Genomic DNA, 11,740 nt, shown 5'->3' on the forward strand with positions numbered 1-11,740 from the left:
GAGTTCAGGCCACCTTCGCGAAACAGGCGCGCAATTCCTGCACGAACAGCTCGGGCTGCTCCCATGCGGCGAAATGCCCGCCGCGCTCGACCTCGTTCCAATAAACCAGTTTGGTCAGCGTCCGCGCCGCCCATTCGCGCGGTGCGGGGAGGATTTCTCCGGGAAACGCGCTCGCGCCCGCGGGGATCGCGACGATGCCTTCGCCGAAACTGCCGAAGCTCTCCCAATACAGCCGCGCCGCCGACGCTCCCGTCGCGGGCAGCCAGTAGAGCATGATGTCGTCGATCACCTGGTCCATCGCCAGGACATCCCACGGCGAACCGTCGTTATCGGTCCAGAAATAGATTTTCTCGAGCATCCATGCCGCGAGGCCCACCGGCGAATCGACCAGCGCATAGCCGATCGTTTGCGGGCGCGTGCTTTGCTGCTTCGAATAGCCCGAATCCCACTGCTGATAGAATCCCAGCCGCTGGAGCGCCTTGAGCACTTTGGGATCCTTGCTCTCCATATCGTCGGAGCCGGGCCGACCGATCGGCATGTTGAGATGGATGCCGCGGCACCCGTCGGGCGCAAGTTGGCCGATGGCGGTGGTCACTGCCGCGCCCCAATCGCCCCCTTGCGCAACCCAGTGGCCGTAGCCGAGCCGCTGCATCAGTTCCGCCCAGGCGCGGGCAATACGCTCGACCCCCCAGCCCGTTTGCCTCGGCTTGCCCGAAAAACCGTACCCGGGCAGCGATGGCGCGACGACATGGAAGGCGGGCGCCGCCGGATCCGAAGGCTCGACCAATTCGTCGATCACACCGAGGAATTCGACCACCGACCCCGGCCAGCCATGCGTGATAATCAGCGGCAGCGCATCCTCGCGCGACGAGCGCTTGTGGAGGAAATGGATATCGAGCCCGTCGATCTCGGTGATAAACTGGCCGATGGAATTGAGGCGCGCTTCGCACCGCCGCCAGTCATATTCGATCCGCCAATACGCGACCAGTTCCCTGAGCGCCGCCAGCCGCGTGCCCTGCGACCAGTCGTCGACCGGTTCTTCCTCGGGCCAGCGGGTCTGGTCGAGCCGGTCGGCCAGCGCCACCAGCTGGTCTTCGGGAATGGCGAGTTCGAACGGGCGGATCGCGGTCATGCCGGCTCGCCCGTCGCTTTCTTCGAAGCGGCCACCACCCGGCTCATATCCGCGAGCAGGATCGTGCTCGTCGCTTTGGCGAGCACGTTACCTTCCGCATCCTTGAGATGGCCTTCGTAGAAGCTCGTGCGCTTGCCATGCCGCTCGACCCATGCCTCGGCCACGACCAGCCCCGGCCTCGTCGGCGCAAAATAGCTGACCTTGAGTTCCAGCGTCATCGGTACGATGCCCGGGCCGTTCTTCGCCATCGCCGCATGCGCCATCGCCGCATCGATCCATCCACTGATGAAGCCGCCCTGCACCACGCCGCCCGAATGGCATTGCTCGCGCTTGGCCTCGTATTCGAGGCTCGCATGGCCCTCCGCGTCGGTCGATACGACCCGTATCAGTCCCAAAGTCTCGTTCAGCGAATGCCCCTCGGCCATGCTCTCTCCTGCGCAGCGTGAAATATAATTTCTCGCGATGCCCAAGACTGTTTTGCTTTACAACCCTGCCTGGCTTTCGCATAGCAATCGCCATGCACATTGCACTCGGCCTGACCCTGCGACTTACCCGCCCTTGGGCGTGATAGCTGGCGTATCTCTCCGGGTGCGCTAAGCGCCCAAGGGACCGACTTTCACCCAGCCAGTTACGCTACAGCCGAGTACATCCCATGCCCATGCTCCGCGACCCGAGCAGCAAATATTCGCCCTTTCCGCAGGTTCCCCTCGCCGACCGCCAGTGGCCGACGCGTACCATCACTGCGCCGCCGCGCTGGCTCAGCACCGATCTGCGCGACGGCAACCAGGCGATCGTCGATCCGATGGATGCGCATAAGAAGAACCGCTTCTTCGACCTGCTGGTCGAAATCGGAGTGCGCGAGATCGAGGTCGGTTTCCCCAGCGCGGGTGCGACCGAATTCGATTTCATCTCCTGCCTCGTGCAATCGAACCGCATCCCCGACGATGTATTCGTCCAGGTACTCACCCAAAGCCGCGAGGATCTGATCCGGACCAGCTTTGCCAGCCTGACCGGCGCGAAGCAGGCGATCGTCCACCTCTACAACGCAGTCAGCCCGGCGTGGCGCGAAGTGGTCTTCGGGATGACCAAGGACCAGGTCCGCGACATCGCGGTTCACGGCGCCAAGGTCATGCGCGACGAAGCGGGCAAGCAGCCCGGTACCGACTGGCATTTCCAATACAGCCCGGAAACCTTCTCCACCGCCGAGCTCGATTTCAGCCTCGAGGTCTGCGAGGCGGTGATGGAGGTGCTGGCCCCGACGCCAGACCACCCGATCATCCTCAACCTGCCCGCCACGGTCGAGGCGGCGACGCCCAATATTTACGCCGACCAGGTCGAATATTTCATCCGCAATTTGCCCAACCGCGACAGCGCGGTGATCAGCCTGCATACGCATAACGACCGCGGCACGGGCGTGGCGGCGGCCGAACTGGCGCTGATGGCCGGCGCCGACCGTGTCGAAGGTTGCCTGTTCGGCAATGGCGAGCGTACGGGCAATTGCTGCCTCGTCACGATGGCGCTCAACATGTATACGCAGGGCGTCGACCCGGGGCTCGACTTCTCCGATATCGACCGCGTGATCGAGACAGTCGAATATTGCAACGAACTGCCCGTTCACCAGCGCCATCCCTATGGCGGCGAACTGGTCTACACGGCTTTTTCGGGTAGCCACCAGGACGCGATCCGGAAGGGTTTCGGCGCGCTCGAAACGCAGAACGACCCGCACTGGCGCGTCCCCTATCTGCCGATCGACCCCGCCGACCTCGGGCGCAGCTACGAAGCGGTAATCCGGGTCAATTCGCAATCGGGCAAGGGCGGCTTCGCCTGGGTGCTCGAACAGGATCAGGGCCTCAAGCTGCCCAAGAAGATGCAGGCCGATTTCGGCCCCCACGTCCAGCGCATGGCCGATGCGCTGGGCCGCGAACTCAACGCTGCCGATATCTGGGACGCGTTCAAGGCCGCCTATCACGTCCAGACGAGTGACAAGCATTTCCAACTGGTCGATTACGAGGAACGCCGCGGGACCGACGGGACACGGCTGTTCACGGGGACGATCGCGGTCGCGGGTCAGGAACAGACGGTTTCGGGTCGCGGCAACGGCCTGATTTCCTCGGTGCTGACGACGATCGAGGATGCCTTTGGCCTGCAACTGGAAGTGGTCGACTATACCGAACACGCGCTGACCACCGGACGCGACAGCCGCGCGGCCGCCTATCTCGAATGCCGCGATGCGGCAGGGCGGACGATCTGGGGCTGCGGGATCGATGAAGACGTGGCGACCGCCAGCGTCAGGGCGGTGCTGAGCGCCGCGAATTCGGCGGTCGAAGACGCCTAGCTGACTACGGTCAGCGGTAGTTTCCTGAGCGGCCCTTCGCGTGGCCCGAAACGGTCGATGTCCTGTGCGTGGCGGAGGCAATTGCGTCCCGACGCCTTGGCCGAATAAAGCGGACCGTCCGCCGCCTGGAGGGCCATGGTCGAACTGCACCGCTCCGCAATCCGAGCGACGCCGACGCTGGCAGTAATCGAGAAGGTGCCGCCATCGCTGTTGGTCATGACCCGGCGCTGGATGGCGAGCCGCAGGCGTTCGCAAACCTTCGATACTCTCTCCAATGCCGGGCCGACCGCAACCATCCCGAACTCTTCCCCGCCGACCCGGGCGAAGAAGCAGTTTTCAGTGGCAGCCTCGCGCATGATCTCCGCGACCTGCTTCAACGCCATATCGCCCACGGTATGGCCATAGGTATCATTGACGCGTTTGAAGTGGTCGAGATCGATCAGCGCGAGCGCGAAGGGATGGTCGTGGGCGCCCGCGAGATGGCCTTCGAGGACATCGAGGAAGGCCCTGCGATTGGGTAATCCGGTCAGCGCATCGGTCCGCGCTTCCAGCGAAGCCTGAAGCTCCTCGAGCTTGCGCTCCGTTACGTCGCGAATGGTGACCACGAAGGCCGAGGGCTGTTGCTTGGACGATTCAACCGCACGCAGCTTGGCTTCGAGCCAGTTGGTCTGGCCGCCGCGCACGACGGACCGTTCGAAAATCTCCGTCCGCCCCGGGTGCTGCGCGGCAGAGGCAAGCGCAGCGGAAACGATCGCTTTATCGGTATCGCTGAAGAACACCGCCAGATGTAGATCCATAACCTCCTCGAGACCGCTCAGGCGCTGCGATGAAGGGGATGCGAAGCGGATCGTCCCGTGCCGGTCGAGATGCAGCAGCGCATCGTCCGAATGGTCCGCAATGAGCCGCAGCATGGCTTCGCGATCGACCAGCTCCTGCATGACCCGTTCACGCTGGTTGAGTGCGACTGCCAGCGGGAAAGAGATCAGCAGCAATCCTGCGAGGTAGAATTGGAGGAACAGTGCCTTCTGCCACAATGGCATCGCCAGTTCGGCAAGGATGCCCGCGTCCATCCCGAGCGATCCGGCAGCGGCTATCGAGATGGTCAGCACCGCAATGGAGGCACCGAACCGCCCGAAACGGAAGCTAGCGAGCACCAGCGGGACGATCGGCAGGAATAGCAAAGGCAAGGTCGACTGGAGGAAGGCGACCAGCGAAATGGCGATCGTCAGCACCACCATTCCGGCAAAGGACGCCACCCTCTCCCGCCGCTTCAACAACGCCTGCGGTCCAGAGCGGCTCGCAGAACCCAGCAACAATACCAGCGGCATGACCAGCAGAGTGCCGAGGCCATGCGCGACCGCCCAAGAGAAGGCATGGTCGTGCCATTCGCCGCCGACAATCTGCATGACCACGATCCCGCCCGCTACCGAGGACGGCAGCGGGCCGACCAGTCCGGCGAGAAAGCCCAGCCAGACGATCCCGCTCTCGCGGTCGAGATAATCACGCTGAGGGCGGAAATGCAGCAGCAGCCGCGCGATGAACCACGCCTCGAAAATATTGATCAGCCCCAGCGGGAAGGCCCATTCATGGCCGAAACCGAACAGGCTTGTCGCCAGCGTGCTCAGCACGACCAGCACTGCGGCCGCCAGGAGGTGGCGTGATCGCGGAAGGGAAAGGAACAGGGCCGCGGCAATCGCGGTTCCGGGCCAGACCAGCGCCAACCCGCCGGCGAACCGCGTCCAGAAGATCGTGAACGAGGTCACGACAAAGAAAATCGCGCCGTAAAGAGCGATCTGCCACACCGGGTGCGTTCGAGGTGATGCCCGTCCCATAAGGGAGCGATAGAGCGGTAAGGTTAACGGTTGGAAAGGAATGCGTCAGGAAACGTCCCTACCATTTTACCGCGCGATTGCGGCAACTGCCAATGGAGCGAAGCCCGCCAATTTTCCTTGTCAGGACTGCGGTCCATGTGTTCCATCGTCGCAGCCCCCGGAACGGGGGCCGAACGATACCTAAAGGGCAGCAAAGGGGAGAGAGCCGCCGATGACCGAAGAGATCCTCGAACCCGGCCTGCCGATCATCGATCCGCACCACCATCTGTGGGACCTGCGCGCACTGGTGCCCGCCTTTCCCGAACCGCGACACGATTTCATCGAAGCGATCGCGGGCGCGGCCTATTACACCTTCGACGCGCTGCATGCCGATACGCATTCGGGCCACAACGTCGTGGGCACCGTGTTCACAGAATGCGGCGCCTTCTACGATGCCGCGCGCGACGAGGCGATGAAGCCGGTCGGCGAGGTCGAGTTCGTCAATGGCGTGGCGGCGCAGGGGGCAAGCGGCCTCTATGGCGATTACCGCCCCTGCGCGGCGATTGTCGGACATGCCGATCTGACATTGGGCGATGCGGTCAAGCCGGTGGTCGAGGCGCTGGTCGCGGCGGGCAATGGCCGCTTCAAGGGGATCCGTCACAGCGCCGCATGGGATGCCGATCCCGCAGTGCTCGGCCCGCCCTTCCACGCCCCCGAGGGCCTGTATGGCTCGGACGCCTTTCGCTCCGGGATGGCCGCCTATTCCGAATATGGCCTGACCTTCGATGCCTGGCTGCTGGAACCGCAGCTTGACGATGTCCTCGCGCTCGCCAAGGCTTCCCCCGACCAGCAGATCGTCCTCGACCACTGCGGCACGCCGCTCAACATCGCCTGCTATCACGGCAAGTTGCACGAGCGCTTCGACGGCTGGCGCCGGTCGATCCGGGCGATTGCCGAATGCCCCAATGTCGCGGTCAAGCTGGGCGGGCTGGCGATGGCCTTCTGCGGCTTGCCCGACACCGGCCCCGACAAGGGCCACGGTTCGGAGCATCTCGCAGGACTGTGGCGGCCCTATATCGAAACGTGCATCGAAGCCTTCGGCGCGGACCGGGCGATGTTCGAATCGAACTATCCCGTCGACCGCTGGGGCGCGAGCTATCCGGTGCTGTGGAACGCCTTCAAGCGGCTGGCCGCCGGGCACAGCGCGGCGGAGAAACACGCGCTGTTCGCCGGCACCGCAGCACGCATCTACGATATCGAGCACGTCCTCCCCGCCACTTGACGTTGACGTAACGTCACCCTCGACAAGCGCGGGAACGCGCCATACGCCCACGTCTCACGACACCAGCGAGGAGCCCGCCTACCATGACCCTGCCCGCCCCCTTCGACAAACTGCGCATCCCCGTCATCGGATCGCCGCTGTTCATCGTATCCGGGCCGGAGCTGGTTATCGCGCAGTGCAAGGCGGGCATCGTCGGCAGCTTCCCCGCGCTGAATGCGCGGCCGCAAAGCCAGGTCGACGAATGGCTGCACCAGATCACCGAGGAACTGGCGGCGCATAACCGCGACAATCCCGATCGCCCGGCCGCGCCCTATGCGGTCAACCAGATCGTCCACAAATCGAACGACCGGCTCGATGCGGACATGCAGACCTGCGCCAAATGGCAGGTGCCGATGGTCATCACCTCGCTGGGCGCGCGCGAGGAAGTGTTCAACGCGGTCAGCGGCTGGGGCGGGATCACCATGCATGACGTGATCAACAACCGCTTTGCGCACAAGGCGATCGAAAAGGGCGCGACGGGCTTGATCCCCGTGGCTGCAGGGGCCGGCGGGCATGCCGGCGTGCTCAGCCCCTTCGCGCTGATGCAGGAAATCCGCGAATGGTTCGACGGGCTGGTCGCGCTCTCGGGTTCGATCGCGCATGGCCGCTCGATCCTTGCCGCACAGGCACTCGGCGCCGACTTTGCCTATATCGGCTCGCCATGGATCGCGACCACCGAGGCCAATGCCGACGAGCGCTACAAGCAAGCGATCGTCGAAGGCGGCGCGGATGGCATCGTCTACACCAATCTGTTCACCGGGGTGCATGGCAATTACCTGCGTTCGAGCATCGAGAGCGCCGGGCTCGACCCCGATGATCTGCCCGTGAGCGACCCGACCAAGATGAACTTCGGCAGCGGCGGGAATACCAAGGCCAAGGCGTGGAAGGACGTGTGGGGCTCGGGCCAGGGCATCGGCACGGTCACCGCCAGCGCACCGGTCGAGGACACCGTGGCGCGGCTCGAACGCGAATACACCGCGGCGAAGGAAGCCCTGGCGCGCGCGACTGCCTAGGGCGCGGTCGCACCCCACAAGGATTCGGCCATCGCGTCGAGGTCGGCGAAATCCATCCCCTTGCCTACCGGGTCCTTGCGGTTGAGCCGCAAGGGCTGGCGCTCGTCGAGCAGCCGCCGACGCAGCGCCCGCTGGAGCAGCGAGAATCGCATCAGCGCGGTATCCGCCGCACCGCGTGGATCGGCCAGCGTCTGGCGTGACCAGCGCCGCTCGATCCGCCCGACGCGTTCGATGACCATTGCATTGTAATCGCGATGCGGCCCGCGGTGCAGCGGCAGCGCAAGCCGCCGCACCGCCTCCTCGCGCGCAGGCAGCAGCAACCCGTTGCGCCGGAAGTCGTCGAACCCGATCCGGTCCTTGCCCAGCGTCTCGATCAGCGGGGCGAAACACCTTTTGCCGAGCAGCTCGCAGGGCAGCAGGTGATGCCTCCGAAGCGCCGGATCGTACTGCGGCGACCCCCGCCGGTTGACCGCACGAAACGGCAAGCGACGGCGCATGTGCGAGGGAGTGTATTGCGTGCCCTCCCCCATATCGCACCTAGGCTGGGCGGAGCTTGAAGAGCCCCATCGGAAGATCGGGTTCGAGCGTGAAGACCTCGCCGCCCTCGGTCGTGAACTCCTGCGGCCCGTCGGGTCGCTGGTAGCCGACCAATTCCTGAACGATGCGGACCGCCAGGCGCGTGGCGGCCAGGCGATCGCGGCATGCCGCAGGATCGATAGCAAGTTCGCAGCCGATGAAGAACCGCAGGCCCTCGCTCCGCAGTCCACCCTGTTCGTCGAAGTCGAACCCGAGCATTCCGAGCGCGGGAAACGGCCCCCCGCCGAGCCAGGCATCGACCGTCCGGGCGAAGAATCGCGGCGCAATCGCGGTGCGCGCCACCGGCCAGCAAACCGTCTGCACGCCCTCGAGCGCGTCGGTCAGCGCTGCCCCAAGGCCCAGCAGCGTGCGGATGATCGGCAAGGCATGCGCGCCTTGCGCGATATGCGGGCCGGGAACGAGCGCAAGCGCCTCGCTATCGAGCAGGCAGTCGATATCGCAATTGTACCGGTGGGCGACCTCGGGCGCGGACAGGCCCGGACCGGGCGAGAGTCCCAACAGGTCGAATGTCAGCCCGTCGGCGAGAAGCTCGAGCCAGTCCTCCCCCGCCGCAGCCCGCTGCGGCGGATCGGCGACATGATGGGCAGGATCGGCCTGTGCGGGATCATGGCTGACCACGGCGCGCGGAATAGTCGCCAGCGCTGCGGCCACCGCCGCGCGGTCGGGCCGCCGGCCACGATCGAACATCAGCATCAAACCGGGTCGGGTGCCCCCGTCCTGGTCGCCGCCTTGCGCATCCACTGTCACCGAAATCGCCGTCCTTCTGCCCGCGGGGTGGTCTTGGCGGCAATCGGATAGTCCGTCGAGTCTTCGCCGCCCAACCGCTCGGATGTGGAGCGAGTTCTAGAAAATGCCCTGCGCGATGCCCTCTGCCAGCGCCGCGCCGAGTTCGGCCGCCCGCGCACGCTCGCTGTCGCTCACGGTTTTCGGAGCGAGGATTTCTTCGGGCTCTTGCGCATCGGTTTTGACGATCCACGGATCGGTCACGCGCTTCAGCCGCCAGCCGGTCGCGATCCGGTCGAGCTGCCGCTGCGCGCCCTCGCCATCCGATCCCGCCGCAATCACCGTCGCGTAAGGTCGCCCCTCGATGCGTCCGAGGACGGGGTAAAAGCAGCGATCGAACATCTCTTTCATCTCGCCGCTCATGCTGGCCAGGTTTTCGGGGCAGCAGAACAGATAGCCGCCCGCAGCGAGGAGATCGTCCGGCGCGGTATCGCAGGCACGCAACAACCGCGCGCCCTCGCCCGCGCCCTCGCAGGCGGCCGCGGCCAATTGCTCGCTGGTGCCGGTGCGGCTGTGCCAGATGATGAGGAGCGGGCCGGTGGACATCCCCCGAAGCATCGCCCGCGCCTGTCGATTGTCAATCACCGGAACTTCCGCTGCCCACAAGCAGGGGCTATTGCCCCGTCATGGCATCGCAGGCCCTTTCGCACGTATTCGGCGTATCCTCGTCCCTCACCGGCCGCGCATGGCGCTGGCGCGGCGGCAATATGGAGCTTGGTGCAAAGCCGACGCTGGGCGACGATATCGTCCGCCAGCTGCTGCTGTCGCGCGGCGTCGAGGCCGCCGATATCGAACGGCATCGGCAACCGACCCTGCGCAATTTCCTGCCCGATCCATCGCTGTTCCGCGATATGGACGTTGCTGCCGACCGGATTGCCCAAGCGGTCATCGCGGGCGAAACGATCACCATCTACGGCGATTACGACGTCGACGGGGCGACCAGTTCCGCGCTGCTGATCCGCCTCCTGCGCGAGCTGGGTGTCGAGGCGGGCTATTACATCCCGGACCGCCTGCTCGAAGGCTATGGCCCCTCGGGCGAAGCGCTGGTCAAGCTGGGCCAGGCAGGGTCCAGCCTGATCGTCACGGTCGATTGCGGTGCCATGGCGCATGAGGCGCTGGGTATGGCGCATGCGGCAGGGATCGACGTGATCGTGGTCGACCACCACAAATGCAGCCCCGATCTTCCGCAGACGGTCGCTCTGGTCAATCCCAACCGCCTGGACGAAGAAGACGAGGCCGCTGCGCATGGGCATCTCGCCGCAGTAGGCGTCGCATTCCTGCTGGCGATCGCGCTGGTCCGTACGCTGCGCCAGCGCGGCTTCTTCGCCGATCGCAAGGAGCCCGACCTGCTCGCGCTGCTCGATGTCGTCGCGCTGGGCACCGTCGCCGATGTCGCCGCGCTGCACGGGCTCAACCGTGCGTTCGTCGCGCAGGGGCTCAAGGTCATGGCGCGGCGCGACAATATCGGCATGTCCGCCCTGATCGACGCCAGCCGGCTGAAGCGTAGTCCGGCCTGTTCGGATCTCGGCTTCGCATTGGGGCCGCGAATCAACGCTGGTGGGCGTGTCGGCGAGTCGACGCTTGGCGTCCGCCTGCTGACCACGCGCGACCCCGAAGAGGCGCGGACCATTGCCGCGCAATTATCCGCGCTCAATGAGGAACGCCGCCTGATCGAGGCCGAGGTTCAGGAAGCGGCCGAACAGCAGCTGGCCGCCCAGCACAATCGCGCCGTCCATCTGGTGGCGGGCGAAGGCTGGCATCCGGGTGTGATCGGGATCGTTGCCGGGCGGATCAAGGAAAAGACCGGCAAGCCCGCGCTGGTCATCGCGCTCGATGGCGAAACCGGCAAGGGATCGGGCCGCTCGATTTCCGGCGTCGACCTCGGCGCGGCGATCATCCGCGCGCGTGACGAAAGCCTGCTGGTCGCCGGTGGTGGTCATGCGATGGCTGCCGGTCTGACGGTGAGCGCCGACAAGGTCGATGCGCTTGCCGAATGGCTCGATCGCACGCTGGAGGGCCAGGTTGCCCGCGCCTCTGCCAGTCGCGAGATGGCGCTCGACCTCGCGGTGTCGCCCGGCGGGCTGACCTCCGAACTGGTCAATTCGCTCGAGGAGGCCGGTCCCTACGGCGTGGGCTGGCCCGGACCGCGCGTGGCGGTGGGACCGGTGCGTCTCGTCAAATGCGATATCGTGGGCACCGATCACGTGCGCCTGATCGCCGCCGGCGACGACGGCAAGAGCTTCAAGGGCATCGCGTTCCGCGCAGCCGACAGCGATATGGGCCAGGCGCTGCTGCACGGTTCGCGCGGGCGCCGGCTATGGCTGGCAGGCCGGGTGAAGATCGACGATTGGGGCAGCCGCCCGCAGGCCGAACTGCACCTCGAGGACGCCGCCTGGGCCGATTGACCGAAATGCGTGCATTGGAGGGTTGACGACCCGCACCCCCACGCCTAATTGGCCCGCCACGCCACCGACCCGCCATGCGGGCGTGGCCCGTTCGTCTAGCGGTTAGGACGCGGCCCTTTCACGGCTGAAACACGGGTTCGATTCCCGTACGGGTCACCACGGTGGGGTGTTGCATCTGCAATTTCTTGCCAGCGCCACATCTGTGGCCCGTTCGTCTAGCGGTTAGGACGCGGCCCTTTCACGGCTGAAACACGGGTTCGATTCCCGTACGGGTCACCATCTCACCACATCATCGGGAAAAGCAGGTGGCGCGGCGAACCGCGCCCCGCTAAGCCGCGCAGCA

General features: G+C 65.5%; 10 protein-coding genes and 2 tRNA genes. 6 read left to right on the plus strand and 6 right to left on the minus strand.

The genetic code is table 11. The features are described from left to right. Nucleotides 1–4 precede the first annotated feature (4 nt). Complete coding sequence (locus tag J2S32_RS03235) at nt 5–1,132, minus strand: epoxide hydrolase family protein (protein WP_253516073.1); 1,128 nt, start codon at nt 1,130–1,132, stop codon at nt 5–7. After that, nucleotides 1,129–1,557 (minus strand): PaaI family thioesterase, encoded by a 429-nt coding sequence (locus J2S32_RS03240; RefSeq protein WP_253516076.1) that lies wholly within the window; start codon nt 1,555–1,557, stop codon nt 1,129–1,131. The genes J2S32_RS03235 and J2S32_RS03240 overlap by 4 nt, the downstream gene beginning before the upstream one ends. 227 nt (nt 1,558–1,784) lie before the next feature. Between J2S32_RS03240 and leuA the strand changes: the two genes are divergently transcribed. Continuing rightward, nucleotides 1,785–3,467 (plus strand): 2-isopropylmalate synthase, encoded by a 1,683-nt coding sequence (gene leuA, locus J2S32_RS03245; RefSeq protein ID WP_253516080.1) that lies wholly within the window; start codon nt 1,785–1,787, stop codon nt 3,465–3,467. Here leuA and J2S32_RS03250 read toward each other — a convergent pair. After that, nucleotides 3,464–5,299, minus strand: a complete 1,836-nt coding sequence (locus J2S32_RS03250) for a sensor domain-containing diguanylate cyclase (protein ID WP_253516090.1) — start codon at nt 5,297–5,299, stop codon at nt 3,464–3,466. The genes leuA and J2S32_RS03250 overlap by 4 nt on opposite strands. Before the next feature lie 211 nt (nt 5,300–5,510). Here J2S32_RS03250 and J2S32_RS03255 point away from each other — a divergent pair, with 211 nt between their 5' ends. Continuing rightward, a complete protein-coding gene (locus J2S32_RS03255) occupies nt 5,511–6,560 on the plus strand; it encodes an amidohydrolase family protein (protein ID WP_253516092.1) in 1,050 nt (349 codons plus the stop codon). Nucleotides 6,561–6,643: 83 nt separating this feature from the next. After that, nucleotides 6,644–7,612 carry an NAD(P)H-dependent flavin oxidoreductase gene (locus tag J2S32_RS03260; RefSeq protein ID WP_253516095.1) on the plus strand — a complete coding sequence of 323 codons (969 nt, stop codon included), beginning with the start codon at nt 6,644–6,646 and terminating at the stop codon, nt 7,610–7,612. On the opposite strand, the gene J2S32_RS03265 is transcribed toward J2S32_RS03260, so the two are convergent. The 3 genes from J2S32_RS03265 to J2S32_RS03275 form a co-directional block, all read right to left on the minus strand. Next, nucleotides 7,609–8,109 (minus strand): AHH domain-containing protein, encoded by a 501-nt coding sequence (locus tag J2S32_RS03265; protein ID WP_253516098.1) that lies wholly within the window; start codon nt 8,107–8,109, stop codon nt 7,609–7,611. The two genes, J2S32_RS03260 and J2S32_RS03265, sit on opposite strands and share 4 nt — an antisense overlap. Nucleotides 8,110–8,149: 40 nt before the next feature. After that, nucleotides 8,150–8,956 (minus strand): hypothetical protein, encoded by an 807-nt coding sequence (locus J2S32_RS03270; protein WP_253516101.1) that lies wholly within the window; start codon nt 8,954–8,956, stop codon nt 8,150–8,152. Between the two features lie 96 nt (nt 8,957–9,052). Further along, entirely contained in the window at nt 9,053–9,538 is a 486-nt protein-coding gene (locus tag J2S32_RS03275) for a flavodoxin family protein (RefSeq protein ID WP_253516103.1), read from the minus strand. A gap of 80 nt (nt 9,539–9,618) precedes the next feature. Here J2S32_RS03275 and recJ point away from each other — a divergent pair, with 80 nt between their 5' ends. From recJ to J2S32_RS03290, 3 genes are all read left to right on the plus strand, one after another. Next, nucleotides 9,619–11,397, plus strand: coding sequence for a single-stranded-DNA-specific exonuclease RecJ (gene recJ / locus J2S32_RS03280; protein WP_253516105.1), 1,779 nt, complete (start codon nt 9,619–9,621; stop codon nt 11,395–11,397). An 84-nt stretch (nt 11,398–11,481) separates the two neighbouring features. Further along, a tRNA-Glu gene (locus J2S32_RS03285) sits at nt 11,482–11,556 on the plus strand. A gap of 45 nt (nt 11,557–11,601) precedes the next feature. Then, nucleotides 11,602–11,676: transfer RNA gene (locus J2S32_RS03290), tRNA-Glu, on the plus strand. Nucleotides 11,677–11,740: the final 64 nt, after the last annotated feature.

The sequence above is a fragment of the Qipengyuania citrea genome (assembly GCF_024171405.1).
Classification (GTDB): domain Bacteria; phylum Pseudomonadota; class Alphaproteobacteria; order Sphingomonadales; family Sphingomonadaceae; genus Qipengyuania; species Qipengyuania profunda.

Bases quoted from the DNA above. Each gene is read 5' to 3' on its own strand.
- J2S32_RS03235 (WP_253516073.1), bottom strand. From the start codon at position 1,132: ATGACCGCGATCCGCCCGTTCGAACTCGCCATTCCCGAAGACCAGCTG.
- J2S32_RS03240 (WP_253516076.1), bottom strand. From the start codon at position 1,557: ATGGCCGAGGGGCATTCGCTGAACGAGACTTTGGGACTGATACGGGTC.
- leuA (WP_253516080.1), top strand. From the start codon at position 1,785: ATGCCCATGCTCCGCGACCCGAGCAGCAAATATTCGCCCTTTCCGCAG.
- J2S32_RS03250 (WP_253516090.1), bottom strand. From the start codon at position 5,299: ATGGGACGGGCATCACCTCGAACGCACCCGGTGTGGCAGATCGCTCTT.
- J2S32_RS03255 (WP_253516092.1), top strand. From the start codon at position 5,511: ATGACCGAAGAGATCCTCGAACCCGGCCTGCCGATCATCGATCCGCAC.
- J2S32_RS03260 (WP_253516095.1), top strand. From the start codon at position 6,644: ATGACCCTGCCCGCCCCCTTCGACAAACTGCGCATCCCCGTCATCGGA.
- J2S32_RS03265 (WP_253516098.1), bottom strand. From the start codon at position 8,109: ATGCGCCGTCGCTTGCCGTTTCGTGCGGTCAACCGGCGGGGGTCGCCG.
- J2S32_RS03275 (WP_253516103.1), bottom strand. From the start codon at position 9,538: ATGTCCACCGGCCCGCTCCTCATCATCTGGCACAGCCGCACCGGCACC.
- recJ (WP_253516105.1), top strand. From the start codon at position 9,619: ATGGCATCGCAGGCCCTTTCGCACGTATTCGGCGTATCCTCGTCCCTC.